At 67.8% G+C, this 18,280-nt stretch carries 20 protein-coding genes and 1 pseudogene; 11 read left to right on the plus strand and 10 right to left on the minus strand.

Annotated features, from left to right (window positions below; translation table 11 throughout):
- Together BN976_RS00380 and BN976_RS00385 are read right to left on the minus strand one after the other, a co-directional pair.
- Positions 1-584, minus strand: a pseudogene (locus tag BN976_RS00380) (hypothetical protein); the annotation flags it as partial.
- A gap of 114 nt (positions 585-698) precedes the next feature.
- Positions 699-1,481, minus strand: a complete 783-nt coding sequence (locus BN976_RS00385; RefSeq protein ID WP_036367011.1) for a hypothetical protein — start codon at positions 1,479-1,481, stop codon at positions 699-701.
- 83 nt (positions 1,482-1,564) lie between these two features.
- Between BN976_RS00385 and BN976_RS00390 the strand changes: the two genes are divergently transcribed.
- The gene (locus tag BN976_RS00390) at positions 1,565-1,927 is read left to right on the plus strand and encodes a RidA family protein (protein WP_036367014.1); all 363 of its coding nucleotides are present in this window, start codon (positions 1,565-1,567) and stop codon (positions 1,925-1,927) included.
- Here the strand turns inward: BN976_RS00390 and BN976_RS00395 are convergent.
- A complete protein-coding gene (locus tag BN976_RS00395; protein ID WP_011779681.1) occupies positions 1,924-2,280 on the minus strand; it encodes a DUF952 domain-containing protein in 357 nt (118 codons plus the stop codon). The two genes, BN976_RS00390 and BN976_RS00395, sit on opposite strands and share 4 nt — an antisense overlap.
- A gap of 133 nt (positions 2,281-2,413) precedes the next feature.
- Here BN976_RS00395 and BN976_RS00400 point away from each other — a divergent pair, with 133 nt between their 5' ends.
- Both BN976_RS00400 and BN976_RS00405 read left to right on the plus strand, forming a co-directional pair.
- Complete coding sequence (locus BN976_RS00400; protein WP_011779680.1) at positions 2,414-2,605, plus strand: DUF7455 domain-containing protein; 192 nt, start codon at positions 2,414-2,416, stop codon at positions 2,603-2,605.
- Between the two features lie 27 nt (positions 2,606-2,632).
- Positions 2,633-3,667 (plus strand): YihY/virulence factor BrkB family protein, encoded by a 1,035-nt coding sequence (locus tag BN976_RS00405; RefSeq protein WP_011779679.1) that lies wholly within the window; start codon positions 2,633-2,635, stop codon positions 3,665-3,667.
- Here the strand turns inward: BN976_RS00405 and BN976_RS00410 are convergent.
- On the minus strand, positions 3,657-3,893 hold the full coding sequence (locus BN976_RS00410; RefSeq protein WP_036368875.1) for a DUF3039 domain-containing protein: 237 nt from the start codon (positions 3,891-3,893) through the stop codon (positions 3,657-3,659). The genes BN976_RS00405 and BN976_RS00410 overlap by 11 nt on opposite strands.
- Before the next feature lie 101 nt (positions 3,894-3,994).
- Here BN976_RS00410 and BN976_RS00415 point away from each other — a divergent pair, with 101 nt between their 5' ends.
- The 3 genes from BN976_RS00415 (at position 3,995) to BN976_RS00425 (ending at position 6,330) form a co-directional block, all read left to right on the plus strand.
- Complete coding sequence (locus tag BN976_RS00415) at positions 3,995-4,393, plus strand: DUF3099 domain-containing protein (protein ID WP_036367017.1); 399 nt, start codon at positions 3,995-3,997, stop codon at positions 4,391-4,393.
- A gap of 147 nt (positions 4,394-4,540) precedes the next feature.
- Positions 4,541-5,500: a sigma-70 family RNA polymerase sigma factor SigB gene (gene sigB, locus BN976_RS00420; protein ID WP_036368877.1), complete on the plus strand. Its 960-nt coding sequence runs from the start codon at positions 4,541-4,543 to the stop codon at positions 5,498-5,500.
- A gap of 140 nt (positions 5,501-5,640) precedes the next feature.
- Positions 5,641-6,330, plus strand: coding sequence for an iron-dependent transcriptional repressor DtxR (locus BN976_RS00425; RefSeq protein WP_011779675.1), 690 nt, complete (start codon positions 5,641-5,643; stop codon positions 6,328-6,330).
- 24 nt (positions 6,331-6,354) lie between these two features.
- Here the strand turns inward: BN976_RS00425 and BN976_RS00430 are convergent, their stop codons facing one another.
- The gene (locus BN976_RS00430) at positions 6,355-7,404 is read right to left on the minus strand and encodes a DUF4192 domain-containing protein (protein WP_011779674.1); all 1,050 of its coding nucleotides are present in this window, start codon (positions 7,402-7,404) and stop codon (positions 6,355-6,357) included.
- A 177-nt stretch (positions 7,405-7,581) separates the two neighbouring features.
- On the opposite strand from BN976_RS00430, the gene sthA reads away from it, so the two are divergent.
- Positions 7,582-8,997, plus strand: a complete 1,416-nt coding sequence (gene sthA / locus BN976_RS00435; RefSeq protein WP_011779673.1) for a Si-specific NAD(P)(+) transhydrogenase — start codon at positions 7,582-7,584, stop codon at positions 8,995-8,997.
- A 1-nt stretch (position 8,998) separates the two neighbouring features.
- Here the strand turns inward: sthA and BN976_RS00440 are convergent, their stop codons facing one another.
- The gene (locus tag BN976_RS00440; protein ID WP_011779672.1) at positions 8,999-9,778 is read right to left on the minus strand and encodes a trypsin-like serine peptidase; all 780 of its coding nucleotides are present in this window, start codon (positions 9,776-9,778) and stop codon (positions 8,999-9,001) included.
- A 218-nt stretch (positions 9,779-9,996) separates the two neighbouring features.
- Between BN976_RS00440 and BN976_RS00445 the strand changes: the two genes are divergently transcribed.
- From BN976_RS00445 to BN976_RS00455, 3 genes are read left to right on the plus strand one after another with little or no spacing between them, the layout of a single operon-like run.
- Positions 9,997-10,986: a proteasome assembly chaperone family protein gene (locus BN976_RS00445; protein ID WP_011779671.1), complete on the plus strand. Its 990-nt coding sequence runs from the start codon at positions 9,997-9,999 to the stop codon at positions 10,984-10,986.
- Between the two features lie 24 nt (positions 10,987-11,010).
- Entirely contained in the window at positions 11,011-12,033 is a 1,023-nt protein-coding gene (locus tag BN976_RS00450; RefSeq protein WP_011779670.1) for an alpha/beta fold hydrolase, read from the plus strand.
- A 29-nt stretch (positions 12,034-12,062) separates the two neighbouring features.
- Entirely contained in the window at positions 12,063-12,752 is a 690-nt protein-coding gene (locus BN976_RS00455; RefSeq protein WP_011779669.1) for a PhzF family protein, read from the plus strand.
- A gap of 14 nt (positions 12,753-12,766) precedes the next feature.
- Here BN976_RS00455 and nrdR read toward each other — a convergent pair whose 3' ends face one another.
- Positions 12,767-13,231, minus strand: coding sequence for a transcriptional regulator NrdR (gene nrdR / locus BN976_RS00460; RefSeq protein ID WP_011779668.1), 465 nt, complete (start codon positions 13,229-13,231; stop codon positions 12,767-12,769).
- 162 nt (positions 13,232-13,393) lie between these two features.
- Complete coding sequence (locus BN976_RS00465) at positions 13,394-13,864, minus strand: LysM peptidoglycan-binding domain-containing protein (RefSeq protein WP_036367025.1); 471 nt, start codon at positions 13,862-13,864, stop codon at positions 13,394-13,396.
- 234 nt (positions 13,865-14,098) lie between these two features.
- Here BN976_RS00465 and lexA point away from each other — a divergent pair, with 234 nt between their 5' ends.
- Entirely contained in the window at positions 14,099-14,797 is a 699-nt protein-coding gene (gene lexA, locus BN976_RS00470) for a transcriptional repressor LexA (protein WP_011779666.1), read from the plus strand.
- A 32-nt stretch (positions 14,798-14,829) separates the two neighbouring features.
- Here lexA and BN976_RS00475 read toward each other — a convergent pair whose 3' ends face one another.
- Together BN976_RS00475 and BN976_RS00480 are read right to left on the minus strand one after the other, a co-directional pair.
- Positions 14,830-16,890, minus strand: coding sequence for an LGFP repeat-containing protein (locus BN976_RS00475; RefSeq protein WP_011779665.1), 2,061 nt, complete (start codon positions 16,888-16,890; stop codon positions 14,830-14,832).
- A gap of 175 nt (positions 16,891-17,065) precedes the next feature.
- Positions 17,066-18,241 carry an acyl-CoA dehydrogenase family protein gene (locus BN976_RS00480; RefSeq protein ID WP_011779664.1) on the minus strand — a complete coding sequence of 392 codons (1,176 nt, stop codon included), beginning with the start codon at positions 18,239-18,241 and terminating at the stop codon, positions 17,066-17,068.
- Positions 18,242-18,280: the final 39 nt, after the last annotated feature.

An 18,280-nucleotide genomic window follows, 5' to 3' on the forward strand; every position in this document is an offset into this window, starting at 1 on the left:
GCGCCGACGGCGGCCCCGCCGTTACCCGTCGAGGCGAAGATGCCCGCATCCCCGCCGTCGCCGCCATCCTGGCCCGGCAGATAGCCATCGCCCCCGCGGCCGCCGTTCCCGCCAAACATCCCGGCGTTGCCACCTTTGCCACCGCGTGCACCGTTTCCGCCGTTGCCCCACAGCACGCCGCCGTTTCGGCCATCGCAGGCCGAACCCTCACAGTCTTCGACCGCATCCGCACCGTCGCCGATCAGCCAACCGCCGGGGCCGATCATCGGCCGCACCGCCGCCACTCCCGGCGCGGCGGCAGTTGCCGGACCGGATCGGTCACGCTTGGGCGACCCCGCCGCACCGAAGAGCCAAATATCCTCTGGCACAGGGGAATTGGCGACGATCAGAGAATCGAAGGAGGCCAGTCGCACCGGACGCTCGACGGTTGCCGGAGTCTCCGAGCACAGGCCGGCCAGCAGTCCGACGCCCATCACCGCGGCACCGCCGGTGCCCGCGGCGATCCAGTACCGCGGGCCGGCGCCGGCGCACCTGAGGATGTTCCCGTCGGAAGCGTCCACCGTTTTGCTGAGGCGCCGTGCCATGCCAAGTCCCCCGTCTGCCTGCCTGTAGGAATTAGCTGAAATCTACATGGCAAATCGACAGCGCTGTCAATAGACTCTCGGTCGAGGCGTGTCGGCCGACCCGGCGGGGAAGCGTCAGCGCTTGCGCTCGCGCACCTTGTACGTCGACGGCCATGACTCACGGGTGTCATCGCCGACGAGGGGAACACCCTTGGAGCCGATCCTGACGTCGTAGGCCTCCTTGCCCGCGCCGACCTCGCGGTTGGCGTGCTCGGTGGCCAGATAGATCAGCTGGTCGATCTCCGCTTCGGCGAACGCGACGAACGTCGTCTTACGCACGATCTCTTCCTCGGGCGGCAGCATCCGGTCGGGCAGGATGCGGGTCAGCAGCGCCGCGACGCCCAGCAGCGAGAACGGCACGACCCAGTAGCACAGGAACGACAGCGGCGTCCTGGTGTCGAGAATCGTCGCGTCCCCCTGCACGAGGGGCGGGATCGCCGAGGACACCGTCATGCCGCCGAACGCGGCGATCCAGATCCACGTGAGCGCCGACGTGATCCGGGCGAACGGCTCGCTCTCGATCACCTCCTTCGGCTGGCCCACGACGGCGAACTCCCGGACGAACGGCCTGCCGACCAGCGCGCCAACCAGCGCCACCAAGAAGATCCCGGCGTTGCTGAGCGGCTGCAGCCACCGCTCCATGAACGCCGAGCTCATCGTGAAGGTCAGTGCTGTGAGGACGAGAAATGTTGCCACAGCACCGATTTCGAGGGTCCGGCCTGGTGAGCGTGCCACCCTTGCGGCAACGAACGCGGCGACGGCGACGGCGAGCGCGATCAGCACCGCGGCATGGAACGGCACGTTGCCGACAAGTACCCAGTAGACGATCCACGGCGCAAACCCAAAGATGATGCCCACGGCGAGCAGTGTATTGAGTCACGGTCGGGCCGGGTCGGGCACCCTTGTCACATCGGGCCTATTTTGTCACGGTGACCCAGCGCATGAACATCTCGTCCGGATCGCCGTTCGAAGCCGAGGTCGGCTACTCCCGTGCGGTACGCGTCGGACCGCACGTCGCCGTCGCCGGCACCACCGCGCCCGGCGCAGGACCCGCGGCGCAGGCCCGGGAGGCGTTGCACCGCATCGAAGCCGCCCTGAACCAGGCGGGTGCATCGCTGTCGGACGTGGTCCGGACCCGGATCTATGTCACCGACATCTCGTCATGGGCCGAAGTCGGCGCCGTCCATGCAGAGTTCTTCGGAGACATCCGGCCGGTGACGGCCATGGTCGAGGTGTCGGCCCTGATCTCACCCGAGTTGGTCGTGGAGATCGAAGCGGACGCGTTCGTGGGGCCGGTGACCTAACCCTCGAGCGGAGGAAACCGACCGTCGGAACCGGGGCGGTATGCCGTGACGCTAATCACAGCCGCCACCGGTAAAGGTCCGTACAAATGTGGGAACACCATGCCATCGGGATCGGTTGGGAGCCCCGGTTCCCAGCGCACAGGAGAGGCGAGGCGTGCGGCATCGACGCGTAGCAGCATCAGGTCGGTCCGGCCGGCGTAGAGCCGGTTGGCGGGCAGATGAACCTGCGCGGGAGTCGAGAGGTGGACGAATCCGGCGCTGTCCAGAGAATCCGGCGCGTGCACGCCGCTACGCTGGGCCCGCCGCCACTCGTCCGAGCCGCACAGGTGCACAAGGACGGGTGCTGAGCTCATACCGCCGCCTTTCGACCGCCGCAACGCGGGTATCCGTGAGACACGACACACCCGTAAACCCCCGGGGAACAAGGCCGGAACCCCAAGCGTCTGACAGAGTAGATGTAAGTCGCTACCACCCAACGGAGGTGCCATGACCGCAACGCTCACCAGCCCTGAATTGACCAAGGCTGACCGCTGCGACCGTTGTGGGGCCGCGGCCCGAGTCCGGGCGAAGCTGCCGTCGGGTGCCGAACTGCTGTTCTGCCAGCACCACGCCAACGAGCACGAGGCGAAGCTGGTCGAACTCGCAGCCGTCCTCGAAGTGAGCCCGCTGGAGCCTTAGCGCTGAATCGGCAATGCTGGTCTGGTCATGGATGACCAGTCAGAGCGGCCGGACGTGCGGCCCACGCAGCGGGCCAGACCGTCTCGCCACCACATTCGGCACATCACGATCCGAGCCCTGAGCAAGAGTTGGGACGACTCGATCTTCTCGGAGTCGGCCCAGGCCGCTTTTTGGTGCGCCCTGTCGCTGCCGCCGCTGCTTCTCGGAATGCTCGGCAGCCTCGCCTACGTGGCACCGCTGTTCGGCCCCGACACCTTGGTGACGATCCAGAGCCAGCTCGTCAGCCTGGCGGGACGGTTCTTCTCCCCCAACGTCGTCAGCGAGATCATCGAGCCGACGGTGCGTGACATCGTGCGCGGGGCGCGCGGTGAGGTGGTGTCGCTGGGCTTCGTGATCTCGCTGTGGGCGGGGTCGTCGGCCATTTCGGCATTCGTCGACTCCATCACCGAGGCCCACGATCAGACACCGCTGCGCCACCCGGTGCGGCAACGGTTCTACGCGCTGGGGCTCTACGTCGTGATGCTCGTCGGTGCGATCGTCGCGGCGCCGTTTTTGGCACTGGGCCCGCGCAAGGTGGCCGAGTTCATCCCCGACAGCTGGGACAGCGCACTTCAATTCGCCTACTACCCGGTGCTGTTCGTCGCGCTGGTGGTGTCGGTGAACCTGCTGTACCGGGTGTCGCTGCCCAAACCGCTGCCGTCGCACCGCCTCCTGCTGGGTTCCGTGCTGGCCGCCGCGGTGTTCCTGATCGCGACATGGGGGCTGAGGGTCTACCTGACGTGGATCACCAGCACGGGTTACACCTACGGCGCGTTGGCGACGCCGATCGCCTTCCTGTTGTTCGCGTTCTTCCTCGGGTTCGCGATCATGATCGGCGCCGAACTCAACGCGGCCATCGAAGAGGAGTTTCCGGCGCCGGACACGCACGCGAAACGCTTCCGCTGGTGGCTGGAGGCCAAGGCCGAATCACTCAACGGCACCACCTCCCCGACCGCGGCGCCCGGTGAACCGCGCGCAGCCGCCGGCGGCCCGGTCGCCACCAGCGACGCGGCTACTTCTTGAGCTGCTCGTAAATCTGCTTGCAGTCGGGGCACACCGGCGATCCCGGCTTCGCCGAGCGCGTCACCGGGAACACCTCACCGCACAGCGCGACGACGTGCGTGCCCATGACCGCGCTTTCGGCGATCTTGTCCTTCTTGACGTAGTGGAAGAACTTCGGAGTGTCGTCGTCTGTCCCGTCGTCGACGCGTTCGTCGGTCTCGGTGCGTTCGATCGTCTGGGTTTGCATGGCCACCATTCTGCCTGGCAATGGATTGGTAAGAAACGCGATGGGTGCAGGTCGGCCCAAATGTGGAACAGTGGAGGTGTGAACGCCGGATTGACCAAGCGATGCGCGACTCCGAGCTGAGTTTCGACGACGAGGGCCGTCCGGTTCTGATCACCCGGGCCGCCCCCGCCTACGAGGAGCAACACCGGCAGCGGGTGCGCAAGTACCTGACGCTGATGTCGTTCCGCATCCCCGCGTTGATTCTCGCCGCGGTGGCCTACGGCATCTGGCACAACGGCCTCATCTCCCTGGCGATCCTGGTGGTGTCGCTCCCGCTGCCGTGGATGGCGGTGCTGATCGCGAACGACCGGCCGCCCCGTAAAGCCGAGGAGCCGCGCCGCTACGACGTACCGCGGCGCATCCCGCTGTTCCCGACCGCCGAGCACCCGGCAATCAACAGCGCGCCCGACCGGACGCCGCAACACGGCGCCGGCGAGCCGCACGGCGACGTTCCGCGCTGAGCGTATTCCGGCGCCATTCTCAGCACATTCTCAGGTCGACCTCCAATAACCGCAGATCAGAAGGTGTGAAGCACCAGGATCGCGGGAACTCTTTGCGGGCTTGGGGCGTTGTAGCTCATGAAAGTTCCACCCGATCAGGAGGCCGCCATGGCAAATGCCACCACCAGCCGCATCGACCAGGATCTGGATGCTCAAAGCCCAGCTGCCGACTTGGTGCGGGTCTACCTGAACGGCATCGGCAAGACTGCGCTGCTCAACGCCGCCGACGAGGTGGAACTGGCCAAGCGGATCGAGGCGGGTCTGTACGCCCAGCATCTACTCGACACGCGCAAGCGCCTGGGCGAGAACCGCAAGCGCGACCTGGCCGCCGTCGTTCGCGACGGTGAGGCGGCGCGGCGCCACCTGCTCGAGGCCAATCTGCGACTGGTGGTGTCGCTGGCCAAGCGCTACACCGGGCGCGGGATGCCGTTGCTCGACCTCATCCAGGAGGGCAACCTCGGGCTCATCCGCGCGATGGAGAAGTTCGACTACGCCAAGGGATTCAAGTTCTCGACCTACGCCACGTGGTGGATCCGCCAGGCGATCACCCGCGGCATGGCCGACCAGAGCCGCACCATCCGCCTGCCCGTGCACCTGGTCGAGCAGGTCAACAAACTGGCCCGGATCAAGCGTGAGATGCACCAGAACCTCGGCCGCGAAGCCACCGACGAGGAACTGGCCGCCGAGTCGGGCATCCCGGTCGAGAAGATCACCGACCTCCTCGAGCACAGCCGCGATCCGGTGAGCCTCGACATGCCGGTGGGCAGCGACGAAGAGGCCCCTCTGGGCGACTTCATCGAGGACGCCGAGGCGATGTCGGCCGAGAACGCCGTGATCTCCGAATTGCTGCACACCGACATCCGGTACGTGCTCGCCACCCTCGACGAGCGTGAGCAGCAGGTGATCCGGCTGCGGTTCGGACTCGACGACGGGCAACCTCGCACACTGGATCAGATCGGCAAGCTGTTCGGGTTGTCCCGCGAACGGGTCCGCCAGATCGAGCGTGAGGTGATGGCCAAGCTGCGCAACGGTGAGCGGGCCGACCGTCTGCGCTCCTACGCCAGCTGACCCCGCAACCGAGCCCCCGCTGAAGGCCCGCCGGAATTCCGGCGGGCCTTCGCGGCGGGTGGTGTGCGCCGTGTCGCCTGTGCAAGGGCCTCTGCCGGGGCGCGCCGGCCGGTAGACTCACCTAGGACGGAGGGTGTGCGATGAACGATCTGGTGGATACCACCGAGATGTACCTGCGAACGATCTACGACCTCGAGGAAGAGGGCGTGATCCCACTGCGCGCGCGTATCGCCGAGCGTCTCGACCAGAGCGGCCCGACCGTCAGCCAGACCGTCTCGCGGATGGAGCGCGACGGGCTGCTGCACGTCGCCGGTGACCGGCACTTGGAACTGACCGAGAAAGGCCGTGCGCTGGCGGTCGCGGTGATGCGCAAGCACCGTCTCGCCGAGCGCCTCCTGGTCGACGTGATCGGCCTGCCGTGGGAGGAGGTGCACGCCGAGGCCTGCCGCTGGGAGCACGTGATGAGCGTGGACGTCGAGCGCCGCCTGGTCCAGGTGCTGAACAACCCCACCACCTCCCCGTTCGGCAATCCCATCCCGGGTCTGTCGGAACTGGGCGTCGGCGACGAGATCAACGAGACCTTCAGCATGGTGCGGCTGACCGAGCTGCCCGCGGGCATGCCGGTCGCCGTGGTCGTGCGGCAGCTCACCGAGCACGTCCAGGGCGACGCCGAACTGATCGCCCGCCTCAAAGACGCCGGAGTGGTTCCGAATGCGCGCGTGACCGTCGAGGTCAAGGACCACGGTGGGGTCATGATCGTCATCCCCGGACATGAGCAGGTCGAGCTACCCCACGAGATGGCCCACGCCGTCAAGGTCGAGAAGGTCTGACCGACCCGTTTTCGCAGAGCTGAACTAACCCGCCCGGCGGCCGAACAGTCGCCGTGGCGGCAGCCTGACTCCCAGCTGCTGCGCCAACCGGTACCCGGTCCTGGCGAGCTCGCGAATCTGCTCAGGCCGCATCCCGGATCGCAACGCATGCTCGAGCATCCCGGCCATGTTGTGCAGCGGCTCACCCCGCAGCGCCTGGTCCAGCGATATCCCCGCAAGCGGACCGTCACCGCGCGCGTACGCCGAAAATGCCAGCAGCACAAGTGCTTCCACCCGCCAGGGCTCGGGCAGACGTCGCGCCAACTCGGCCCATACCGCCTCGGCGGCGCCGGCGCTGTCCCCGACGGCCAGCGCGTAGAGCGTGTCCCGCACCCTGGCGTCGGTCAGCGACCACGCCAGCCGCACCAAATCGGCGTCGGCGAGCGGGCGGTCGCGTTCGCCGCGTTCCACACACGCGAGCGCGTGTTCGACATCGCTGCGCGCCTCTGAGTCCGGCCGGGACGGGTCGGGAGCGGACGCGCTCTCGATTTTCCGCCCCAGCGCCGCAGCGCGCGCGGAGTCCGCGGTCGCGACCACCGCGACGAGTTCGTCGCGTCGCCGGTAGAGGCGGCGGCCGTCCAACACCGCCGCCACCGCGGTCGGTGAGGCCGTCGGGTCCTCGACCACGCCTGAGTTGCCGCAGCCGTCGACGCAGTACCAGCGCGCACCGCCGGCGATCTCGGCGACCACGTAGGCGGCGGCCAGTTCCACGCCGTGCGCGTCGAGTTCGTCGGTCAGTGTGTTCGCCAGCCTGCGGTGCTCGTCCGCGCACATCGCGCAGCCGGCACCGGAGTCGTCGACGATCACCGCGATCGCGGTCTCGGCGCCTGCCGCGGCCGCGAGTTCGGCGAGCTGGCAGAGCTGGTCCGGCGGTGGGTCGGAGAGGTCGGCGCGCAACACCGCGCCCATGTCTGCATCGGCGACGGTGACCAGGACGAGGGATCGCTCCGGCACGAAGCCGAGCACGGCGGGTAGTGCCGCGATGAGGGCACCGGGACGGTCGAGCGAGGAATAGGGGCGAGGTGTTGTGGCCATGAGGCCAACTTCGCAATCGCTGCCGACGCCGAACGGTCGATGACATCTCGCCGGTGCACAACTGTGGATGAATGCGGATTTGGGGATAACTGCGCACCGATCCCCGTGGGAACCTGTTCACACGATGTTGACGTCGGTGGCCATGCACGGTGCCCGCAACCGGCGTAGACCTTGTGCATGGCTTCGAAGCTGGAGTACGACCTCGTCGTCATCGGTTCCGGCCCCGGCGGGCAGAAGGCCGCGATCGCGGCCGCGAAACTCGGCAAGACGGTGGCGGTCGTGGAGCGCGGACGCATGCTGGGCGGCGTGTGCGTCAACACCGGCACCATCCCGTCGAAGACGCTGCGCGAGGCCGTCGTCTATCTGACCGGGATGAGCCAGCGGGAGCTGTACGGCACCAGCTACCGGGTCAAGGAGAAGATCACGCCTGCCGACCTTCTCGCCCGCACCACCCACGTCATCTCCCGCGAGCAGGACGTGGTGCGGTCGCAGCTGATGCGCAACCGGGTCGACCTGGTGCAGGGACACGGCCGGTTCCTCGACGCCCACACGGTGCTCGTCGAGGAACCGCACCGCGGTGAGCGCACCACCCTCACCGGCGAGCACATCGTGATCGCCACCGGCACCAAACCGGCCCGACCCGCCGGGGTGGAGTTCGACGAGGAACGGGTGCTGGACTCCGACGGCATCCTCGACCTCAAGACCCTGCCGACGTCGATGGTGGTGGTGGGCGCGGGCGTGATCGGCATCGAGTACGCCTCGATGTTCGCCGCGCTCGGCACCAAGGTCACCGTCGTCGAGAAACGCGGCAGCATGCTCGAGTTCTGCGATCCCGAGATCGTCGAGTCGCTGAAGTTCCACCTGCGCGACCTGGCCGTGACGTTCCGGTTCGGCGAGGAGGTCACCGGGGTCGACGTCGGCGCCGCCGGAACCGTCACGACGCTGGCCAGCGGCAAGCAGATCCCCGCCGAGACGGTCATGTACTCGGCGGGCCGCCAGGGTCAGACCGACCACCTCGATCTCGCCAGCGCCGGGCTCGAGGCCGACGACCGGGGCCGGATCTTCGTCGACGACAACTATCAGACCAAGGTCGACCACATCTATGCCGTCGGCGACGTCATCGGCTTCCCCGCACTGGCGGCGACGTCGATGGACCAGGGCAGGCTGGCGGCGTACCACGCCTTCGGTGAGCCCACGCAGGGGATGACCGAGCTGCAGCCGATCGGCATCTACTCGATCCCCGAGGTGTCCTACGTCGGCGCCACCGAGGTGGAACTGACCAAGAACGCGATCCCCTACGAGGTCGGAGTGTCCCGGTACCGCGAACTGGCCCGCGGGCAGATCGCCGGCGACTCCTACGGAATGCTGAAGCTGCTGGTGTCCACCGAAGACCTTCGGCTGCTCGGCGTGCACATCTTCGGGACCAGTGCCACCGAGATGGTGCACATCGGTCAGGCCGTGATGGGTTGCGGTGGCACGGTCGAATACCTTGTCGACGCCGTCTTCAACTACCCGACCTTCTCGGAGGCCTACAAAGTGGCGGCGCTCGACGTGATGAACAAGCTGCGCGCACTCAGCCAGTTCCGGAGCTGAGTCAGTCGCACCCGTCGTCGAACTGGTCCGGCGCCTCATCGCCGGGCCCGCCGGCCTCGGCACGCGCCACCAGCGCGGCCACCGCCGCGTCGAACGGCGGCGAGAACGACAGCTCCTCGGCGCATCCGCCGCCGTCGAGACCGCCGACGAGACCGGTCACCGTGGATCCGGAGATCCACGGTGCGCCGGAGAAGCCGTCGACCACCCCGGCGCAGTGCAGCGCCGGAAACCCTTGTCGCGCAGGCGCTGCCGCGGCCCGGCAGGCGGTCGGGCCGCCCGCACCCGCGGGATAGCCGAGGACGGTGATTTCGTCCCCGACCGCCGGGGCGGCACCGACGCGCAGTCCGCCCCCGGTCACCGAGTGAAGCCGGTCATCGTCGTCGCGGCTGACCCGCGCGACCGCGTAGTCGGCCATCGGGTCGAACCCGGAGATCCAGCGTGGATCCAGGAACACCGCATCGACGCGCCAGGCCTCGGGCGGGGAGGACCCACCGTCGAACCCGGGGACGAAGTCCGCCTCGACCCCGGCGCCCAGACAATGCGCCGCGGTCAGGATCAGGTCCTCGCCTGCCGACGCCAGCGCGGCCCCGGTGCAGATGTGTCGGTCCGAACCGCCGAGAAAGAGCGCCCCCACGCGGGGATCAGGAGCGACCGGCCGCGCCGTCGGGGTGTCCGGGACCGCGGACGGCGGGTGCGGCCGCGGCCCGGCCGCACAGGACGCGAGCAGCGCGACCACCGCGACGAGCGCCAGACACCTTTTCGCTGTGGAGGCAGTGGCCATCCCACCGATCCTCCCCCAGCCGGCGGTTCCTGGCCGACCGGGCGGGGCGGTCGGGCCCGGGGCGCCGCGGAATGTCACGTCGGCGTGTGGGCGTTCGAACAAGTGGGTGACGCCGGGTGGCCCGGCGTGGCGGTGAGCCGCACACGTGGGAGACACTTGGTGTTCACGGTTGTGCCGACATCACATGTTGCGAGTACCGAGGCGAGGAGGCGAGACAAATGGCTGACGACGTGCACGACCCCGGCCACGAGTACCAACCGGAGCAGACCGGAATGTACGAGCTGGAATTTCCGGGTCCGCAGTTGTCGTCGCCCGACGGCCGGGGCCCGGTACTGATCCATGCCCTCGAGGGTTTTTCGGACGCCGGGCACGCGATACGGCTGTCGGCGCAACACCTCAAGGACACCCTCGACACCGAGCTGGTGGCCTCTTTTGCGATCGACGAGCTGCTCGACTACCGGTCACGGCGACCGCTGATGACGTTCAAGACCGATCACTTCACCCACTACGACCAGCCCGAGCTGAATCTCTACGCGCTGCGCGACACCGCGGGGACACCGTTTCTGCTGCTCGCCGGCCTCGAGCCGGACCTGCGCTGGGAACGATTCATCACAGCGGTGCGGCTGCTGTCCGAGCGACTCGGCGTGCGACGGGTGATCGGACTGGGCTCGATCCCGATGGCGGTGCCGCACACCCGGCCGATGACGCTCACCGCGCACTCCAACGACAAGGAGCTCATCGCCGAGCACCAGCCGTGGGTCAACGAGGTGCAGGTCCCGGGCAGCGCGTCGAATCTGCTGGAGTTCCGGATGGCCCAGCACGGCTATGAGGTCGTCGGGTTCACGGTCCACGTTCCGCACTATCTGGCGCAGACCGACTACCCCTCCGCGGCGGAGACCCTGCTGTCGGAGGTCGCCAGGAACGGTTCGCTGGAGATCCCCACCACGAAGCTGACGCAGGCCGCGGCCGAGGTCTTCGACAAGATCAACGAGCAGGTCGCCGGCAGTGCCGAGGTCGCCCAAGTGGTGGAGGCCCTGGAGCGCCAGTACGATGCGTTCGTTGCCGCTCAGGAGAACCGGTCTCTGCTGGCGCGGGACGAGGACCTGCCGAGCGGAGAGGAACTCGGCGCCGAATTCGAGCGGTTCCTCGCGCAACAGGCCGGCGAGAAGAAGCGCAAGGACGGGGACGACCCCAGAGAGGGCCTGTGACACCGTGACACCCGAGTCCGCGCGATGACCGAGCGCAAGCCCAACCTGCGCCCGGTGCGCGAGCTCACCCCCACGCTGAAGTTCTGCACCATCCACGGCTACCGGCGGGCATTCCGGGTGGCCGGGTCAGGTCCCGCGATCCTGCTGATCCACGGCATCGGCGACAACTCGACCACCTGGAGCACGGTGCAGACCCAGTTGGCGCAGCGGTTCACCGTCATCGCGCCCGATCTGTTGGGGCACGGCAGGTCCGACAAGCCACGCGCCGACTACTCTGTCGCCGCCTACGCCAACGGCATGCGGGATCTGCTCAGCGTCCTCGACATCGACGACGTCACCGTGATCGGCCATTCGCTCGGCGGCGGCGTCGCCATGCAGTTCGCCTACCAATTTCCACAACTGGTCAACCGACTGATCCTCGTCGGCGCGGGCGGGGTGACGAAGGACGTCAACATCGCGCTGCGGCTCGCCTCGCTGCCCATGGGCAGCGAGGCCCTCGCCCTGCTGCGGCTTCCGCTCGTCCTGCCCGCCCTGCAGGTTCTCGGACGCGTCAGCGGCACGGTGTTCGGATCGACCGGCGTCGGACGCGACATTCCCGACATGCTGCGCATCCTGGCCGATCTGCCCGAGCCGACCGCGTCGTCGGCGTTCGCCCGCACCTTGCGGGCGGTGGTCGACTGGCGCGGTCAGGTGGTCACCATGTTGGACCGCTGCTACTTGACGCAATCCGTTCCGGTCCAACTCATCTGGGGTGACTGCGACGCGGTGATCCCGGTCAGCCACGGGGAGATGGCCCACGCAGCCATGCCGGGCTCGCGGCTGGAGGTCTTCGAGGGTTCCGGCCACTTCCCGTTTCACGACGACCCCGATCGCTTCGTGGAGGTGGTCGAGAAGTTCATCGACACCAGCGAACCGGCGGTGTACGACCACGAGTACCTGCGTGGGCTGCTTCGCGCAGGTATCAGCGAGGGCACCATCTCAGGCCCGGCGGACACCCGCGTCGCGGTGCTCGACGCGATGGGTGCCGACGAGCGCTCCGCAACCTGACGGGGCCCGCACCACGTAGCATCGGACGCATGGCCATCGACGTGACAGTGCTGCGCGTATTCACTGACCGGGACGGCAGATTCGGCAACCCACTCGGTGTCGTCGACGCTTCCACGGTGCAGGCGGCCGACCGGCAACGCATCGCAACCGAATTGGGCTTCAGCGAGACGGTCTTCATCACCCTGCCGCGCGAGGGGACGCACAGCGCCAGTGCCCATATCCACACCCCCACCACCCAATTGCCGTTCGCGGGGCACCCGACGGTAGGCGCCTCATGGTGGCTCAAGGACCGCGGCCTGCCGATCAAAACCCTGCAGGTACCGGCAGGCATCGTGCAGGTGACCTACACGGGGGACCTGACCGCGGTCAGCGCCCGCGCCGACTGGGCGCCGGACTTCTCGATCAACCACGTGGCCTCACTGGATGATCTAGCCGCCGCCGACCCCGACGACTATGCCGACGACGAGGCCGAGCACTACCTGTGGACCTGGCTGGACGAGGCTGCCGACACCATCCGGTCTCGGATGTTCGCCCCCCATCTGGGCATCCGCGAGGACGAGGCCACCGGCGCGGCGGCAGTGCGGATCACCGAGCACCTCAGTCGCGACCTGACGATCGTGCAGGGGCAGGGATCGGTGATCGAGACCAAGTGGAGCCCGGAGGGCTGGGTGCAGATCGCCGGCCGCGTCGTCGACGACGGCCAGCGGCAGATCGACTGACCCGGCCGTCAGCCTCAGCTCTGGGCCGGAACCTCACGGTGGGCCCGCAACGCCTGGATCTCGCGCTCGAAATCCTCGGCGGAGGAGAACGACCGGTAGACCGATGCGAACCTCAGATAGGCCACTTCATCCAGTTCACGCAGCGGACCGAGGATCGCAAGGCCCACTTCGTGGCTGGGCACCTCGGCCGATCCGGTGGCTCGCACCGCGTCTTCGACCTGCTGTGCGAGCAGATTGAGGGCGTCGTCGTCGACCTGACGCCCCTGGCACGACCGGCGCACCCCGCGGATGACCTTTTCCCGGCTGAACGGCTCGGTGACCCCGCTGCGCTTGACCACCGCGAGCACCGCGGTCTCCACCGTGGTGAACCTGCGGCCACATTCCGGACAGGACCGACGCCTGCGAATCGCCTGGCCCTCGTCGGTCTCGCGCGAATCGACGACCCGGGAATCCGGATGCCGGCAGAACGGACAGTGCATCACCGCTCCTTCGCCGCATCGACAGTCAAACGCTTCGAACGCCTTTGAGCGTACCTGCGCAACCCACGGGCGGCCCAATGCCGGACCTAACGGTGCATACCTCATCGAATCCGCCCTCAGAGAGATTGCCCAGCAGTGTCTTTCGGGAACTCGCGGGCCAGGTCAGGCGACCGGGGCGATGAGCGTCTGCCCGGCGTCCAGCGCGACCGATTCCAGCTTGTTCAACTCGCGGATGCGGTCGACGACGTCGGCGACCGGGGCATCTGGGGCCACCCGCTGCGCGACGTGCTGCAGCGACTCACCACTTTGCACCTGGACCACCGCCAGCCGGCCCGGGATCTCTGCTTGATCGCCGACCAGCTCGCCGAACTGGCCCACGAGGCCGAGCCACAGGGTGATCGCCGCGGCGACCAGCGCCAACAACACCGTGGTCGCGGGCGTGATCGGGCGGCGCCGGTGCGGCGCCCGCGACACCAGCACGCCCGTCCCCCGGTAGCGCACCGGAGCCCCACCGGGGCGCCGTGACGGTGACCTGCGCACCGGAACCACCGGGCGTACCCGACCGCCGCCGACCTGCAGCCGGGGCGCCCGCTCGAACTCGTTCCACGTTTCGCGATCGTCGAGAATGGTCATCTGCTCGCCTTTCGATCTGGGCCGGTATTCGCTCTTGTGTTCGAATACTAGTCGATCAGGTGTTCGATTTATAGAACACGTGATCGAACTGTTGCGAAAGGTACCGCGACGCCCCGACAAGTTCCCGACAAGTTCCACCGGGCCGTGAAGTTCCAGCCGCGGCCCGCAGCCGGAACCCGACACGCGTCGAACACATGTTTGATTAATGCCGTCGGTCGGGTTACATTCGGGCACATGAGCGACGACAGCAGTGACAGCACCAGCGGCGCCGGCTCGGGCCGCGGCCGCGATTCTGGCCTGACCGAGCGTCAGCGCACCATCCTCGACGTCATCCGCGCTTCCGTGACCAGCCGCGGCTACCCGCCGAGTATCAGGGAGATCGGCGACGCGGTCGGGCTGACCTCCACCTCATCGGTCGCCCACCAGCTGCGCACCCTGGAGCGCAAGGGCTATCTGCGTCGCGATCCCAACCGGCCCCGCGCGGTCGATGTCCGAGGGAGCGACGACCACGCCGCCCCGATCGTCGCCACCGACGTCGCCGGGTCGGACTCGCTGCCCGAGCCCACGTTCGTACCCGTGCTGGGCCGCATCGCCGCGGGCGGACCCATCCTCGCCGAGGAGGCCGTCGAGGACGTCTTCCCGCTGCCCCGCGAACTGGTCGGCGAGGGTTCGCTGTTCCTGCTCAAGGTGGTCGGTGAATCGATGATCGACGCCGCGATCTGCGACGGCGACTGGGTTGTCGTCAGGCAGCAGAGCGTCGCCGACAACGGCGACATCGTCGCCGCGATGATCGACGGTGAGGCCACGGTCAAGACGTTCAAGCGCACCAAGGGTCAGGTCTGGCTGATGCCGCACAACCCGGCGTTCGACCCGATCCCTGGCAACGACGCCGCCATACTCGGCAAGGTCGTCACCGTCATCCGCAAGATCTGACCGGTTTCGGCCCCAAACCTATTCCGCCGGCGCTATTCGCCGCGGACGAAACCGTTCGTACGCGCAATTTCTTCAGTGGCGAACCAGATCTCGACGGGCGCCTCGTGGTAGTCGTCGCTCTCGGGAGTCCAGTAGAGGCCCGTCTTGGTGTCGGCCTTGACCGGATATCCCTCAGGGACTTCGTCGGGGTCGTCGAACGGCATGTGCAGTGCGGTTCCCAGCGGCATCGGCTCGTCGATGTCGATCCGCGCGTGCCGCCCGGTGTCGGTCATCGAATCCGGGGCGGGCGCCACGACGGATTCGATGTCCGGCGGAAGGAGCGGCTCACGGTCGATGTCCAGCGCCTCGGTGGCCTGAGTGACATCCTCGACCTCACCGTCGTCGACCGTCGGCTCCTCGGGCGTCAGCACCCGCGTCGGAGCGGTGTCGACGGTGTCGGGGTTCTCCTGTTCGCCAACCTGTTGTTCGCGCTCACCGAGCTCCGGTCCGGTGTCGCCACCGCCGGCAGGCACGCCCCAGAAAGTCGACGGATCGGGGTGGAAGTCCTCGGTCGACGAGGACGGTACCGGGGTGGCCGACGCCAGCGACCCGATCCCCTCACGGGCGTAGCGGTCGCCGAACAGCGCATCCTCGGGACCGTCGTCCCGGACACCCCCGCCGCCTTCGCCTGCGAGTGCGGGCGCGTAGTCGTGCCCCGTCTCCCCCGGCACGCCGAACAGTTCATCCCCGCCACCGCGGCGCCCACGCGTGCGCAGCACGGCGAATGCCGCCAAGCCCGCCAGGAGCAGCACCGGCACGATCGCCAGCAGCCACCACCAGGTCCACTTCAGCCCGGAGCTCTCACTGTTCTCCGATGCCTGCGACTGCGACTGCGGCGGCGCCTGCGGCGGCTCGGCGCCCGGGACCTCCAGACCCGCCAGTTGCGGGGCGAGGCCGGCCGGTTCGGTGCTGAACTTCTTCGTCGCCGTGTCCCAGGACAGGGCGCCGCCGTTGAAGCGCTGGGTGATCACATCACCGTTCTGGGTCTGGTCGGCGACCGGAGCGCCCAGCTCGCCGGTCGCACCACCCAGCTTCTGCCACGCCGCGTTCATCGCGCCGCGCACGATCACCGCGCCGTGGTCGGGCGTCCAGAAGATGACCGGTTTGTCTTCGGCGGCGAAGGAGCTGATACGGCTCGCCGGTGCCAGTCCACCGTCCGCCTCGCTGGTGATCGGGAACCCGAGATCACCTTCCGGACCGCCGACGCTCTGGTACTTGGCCAGCACCTGACCGGTGACCACATTGGCGCCCGTCTCCGGGCTGTAGAAGATCGCGCCGTTGACGAAGTCCTGGCCCATTCCGTCGGAGCCGATCTCGTACGGGTCTCCTTCGGCCGCGCCGAGCGGCCCCCTGGCACCGCCGGCAGCCCGGCGGGCGGCGTTGATCGCCGCGATCGGGTCGTCAGGGATCGACAGGTCGGTGAGCTGACCCGCCAGCTCGGGCGGCACCGTGGTGAACGTCTTGGCACCCGAGTCGTAAGACAGCTCGCCGCCGGTGAACTTCTGGGTGACGACGGACCCGTCGTAGGTCTCGTCCTCGGCGGGCACCCCGAGCACCCCGGAGGAGCCACCCAGCTTGTCCCAGGCCGCGTTGATCGGACCGCGGACCACCCTCGCGCCTGTCGCCGGAGTCCAGAAGATGACCGGATTGTCGGCAGCGCTGAATGTGCTGTTACGGCTCTCCGGCGCGCGCCCGGGACCCTCGTCGATGGTCGGAAAGCCGAGGTCGCTGTCGGCGGGACCGCCGAGTGAGTCGTACTTCTCCAGAATCGCGCCCTGCATGAAGTGGGCGCCGGTGGCCGGGGTGAAGAACATTCTTCCCGACGCGAAGTTCTGGGCGAATCCAGAGCCCACCGGGTACACGTCGCCCGATCTGGGACCCAGCGGACCGGTGTCGCCACCGCTGGACTGCCATGCCGCCGTGATGGCGTCGTTGGCTTCCACTTCGGGCTGCGCCGTGGCGTGGGGGGCGAGCAGGAGCGCCGTAGCGACCCCCAGCAGCCCGATCGTCAAACGACCCACCAGACGTCGGCGCAGCATCGGCTGCCGGCTCATTCATCCTCCCCGCGGTCGGCGACTGGTCCTTCTGCAAGTTGCTTGCAAAATTCTGAGAAAGTTACCGCGTCCGTTCACTTTGCTTTAGCGAACGTCGATAACCAAGTCACCTCGCCGAATCCAGAACAAAAGAATATGCACCGGCCGAGCGGTGTGCGACCCCGTTCGCGACGGATCAGACGCCGAGACTACGGCCGATGATCTCTTTCATGATCTCGGTGGTGCCCCCGTAGATGGTCTGCACGCGGGCATCGAGATATGCGCGCGCGACGTCGTACTCCCGCATGTATCCGTACCCGCCGTGCAGTTGCAGGCAACGATCGATGAGGTGGACCTGCTTCTCGGTGGAGTACCACTTGGCCATCGCCGCCTGCTCGACGGTGAGCTTGTCCTGCAGGTGCAGCTTGATGAACTCGTCGACCATCATCCGCACCACGGTCGCCTCGGTGGACAGCTCGGCCAGCAGGAAACGGCTGTTCTGCTGGCTCCCGATGGGCCTGCCGAATGCCTTGCGCTCCTTGGTGTACTGCAATGTCACGTCGAGCACGGCCTCCATCGCCGCCGCCGCCATGATCGCGATGCTGATGCGTTCCTGCGGCAGGTTCTGCATCAGGTAGATGAAGCCCTGGCCCTCCTCGCCCAGCAGGTTCTCCACGGGCACCTTGACATCGGTGAACGACAACTCGGCGGTGTCCTGCGCGTCGAGGCCGATCTTGTCGAGTTTGCGGCCGCGTTCGAAGCCCGCCATACCGCGCTCGACGACCAACAGCGAGAAGCCCAGCGCGCCCTTGTCCGGGTCCGTCTGGGCGACCACGATCACCAGATCGGAGTGGATTCCGTTGGTGATGAAGGTCTTCGCCCCGTTGAGGACGTAGTGATCGCCGTCCCGGACCGCGCGCGTCTTGATGCCCTGCAGGTCACTGCCGGTGCCCGGCTCGGTCATCGCGATCGCGGAGATGATCTCGCCACTGCAGAACTTCGGCAGCCACCGTTGCTTCTGCTCTTCGGTGGCCAACCGGATCAGGTACGGCGCCGCGACGTCGTTGTGCAGGCTGAACCCCAGGCCGGTGTACCGGCCTGCGGTCACCTCCTCGGTGACGATGGTGTTGTAGCGGAAATCGTCGACCCCGCCGCCGCCGTACTCCTCGGGCACCGCCATTCCCAGGAAGCCCTGTTTGCCCGCCTCCAGCCACACGTCCCGGTCGACGAGCTTGTTCTTCTCCCACTCCTCGTGATGTGGGGCGACGTGGCGGTCGAGAAAGGCGCGGAACGACTCCCGGAACATGTCGTGCTCGGGCTCGAACAGCGTGCGTTCGTAAGCGATGACTGGCTTGGCTTCTGATGCGCCCATGACTACGTCTCCGTCGTGGTCGGTCCGGCAGTTGCCGTC

The sequence above is a fragment of the Mycolicibacterium austroafricanum genome, assembly GCF_000612725.1.
GTDB lineage: Bacteria > Actinomycetota > Actinomycetes > Mycobacteriales > Mycobacteriaceae > Mycobacterium > Mycobacterium austroafricanum.

Excerpts from the sequence above, each read along its gene's own strand:
- BN976_RS00390 (WP_036367014.1), top strand. The coding sequence starts at position 1,565 with ATGAACATCTCGTCCGGATCGCCGTTCGAAGCCGAGGTCGGCTACTCC.
- BN976_RS00395 (WP_011779681.1), bottom strand. The coding sequence starts at position 2,280 with ATGAGCTCAGCACCCGTCCTTGTGCACCTGTGCGGCTCGGACGAGTGG.
- BN976_RS00400 (WP_011779680.1), top strand. The coding sequence starts at position 2,414 with ATGACCGCAACGCTCACCAGCCCTGAATTGACCAAGGCTGACCGCTGC.
- BN976_RS00405 (WP_011779679.1), top strand. The coding sequence starts at position 2,633 with ATGGATGACCAGTCAGAGCGGCCGGACGTGCGGCCCACGCAGCGGGCC.
- BN976_RS00410 (WP_036368875.1), bottom strand. The coding sequence starts at position 3,893 with ATGCAAACCCAGACGATCGAACGCACCGAGACCGACGAACGCGTCGAC.
- BN976_RS00415 (WP_036367017.1), top strand. The coding sequence starts at position 3,995 with ATGCGCGACTCCGAGCTGAGTTTCGACGACGAGGGCCGTCCGGTTCTG.
- sigB (WP_036368877.1), top strand. The coding sequence starts at position 4,541 with ATGGCAAATGCCACCACCAGCCGCATCGACCAGGATCTGGATGCTCAA.
- BN976_RS00425 (WP_011779675.1), top strand. The coding sequence starts at position 5,641 with ATGAACGATCTGGTGGATACCACCGAGATGTACCTGCGAACGATCTAC.
- BN976_RS00430 (WP_011779674.1), bottom strand. The coding sequence starts at position 7,404 with ATGGCCACAACACCTCGCCCCTATTCCTCGCTCGACCGTCCCGGTGCC.
- sthA (WP_011779673.1), top strand. The coding sequence starts at position 7,582 with ATGGCTTCGAAGCTGGAGTACGACCTCGTCGTCATCGGTTCCGGCCCC.
- BN976_RS00440 (WP_011779672.1), bottom strand. The coding sequence starts at position 9,778 with ATGGCCACTGCCTCCACAGCGAAAAGGTGTCTGGCGCTCGTCGCGGTG.
- BN976_RS00445 (WP_011779671.1), top strand. The coding sequence starts at position 9,997 with ATGGCTGACGACGTGCACGACCCCGGCCACGAGTACCAACCGGAGCAG.
- BN976_RS00450 (WP_011779670.1), top strand. The coding sequence starts at position 11,011 with ATGACCGAGCGCAAGCCCAACCTGCGCCCGGTGCGCGAGCTCACCCCC.
- BN976_RS00455 (WP_011779669.1), top strand. The coding sequence starts at position 12,063 with ATGGCCATCGACGTGACAGTGCTGCGCGTATTCACTGACCGGGACGGC.
- nrdR (WP_011779668.1), bottom strand. The coding sequence starts at position 13,231 with ATGCACTGTCCGTTCTGCCGGCATCCGGATTCCCGGGTCGTCGATTCG.
- BN976_RS00465 (WP_036367025.1), bottom strand. The coding sequence starts at position 13,864 with ATGACCATTCTCGACGATCGCGAAACGTGGAACGAGTTCGAGCGGGCG.
- lexA (WP_011779666.1), top strand. The coding sequence starts at position 14,099 with ATGAGCGACGACAGCAGTGACAGCACCAGCGGCGCCGGCTCGGGCCGC.
- BN976_RS00475 (WP_011779665.1), bottom strand. The coding sequence starts at position 16,890 with ATGAGCCGGCAGCCGATGCTGCGCCGACGTCTGGTGGGTCGTTTGACG.
- BN976_RS00480 (WP_011779664.1), bottom strand. The coding sequence starts at position 18,241 with ATGGGCGCATCAGAAGCCAAGCCAGTCATCGCTTACGAACGCACGCTG.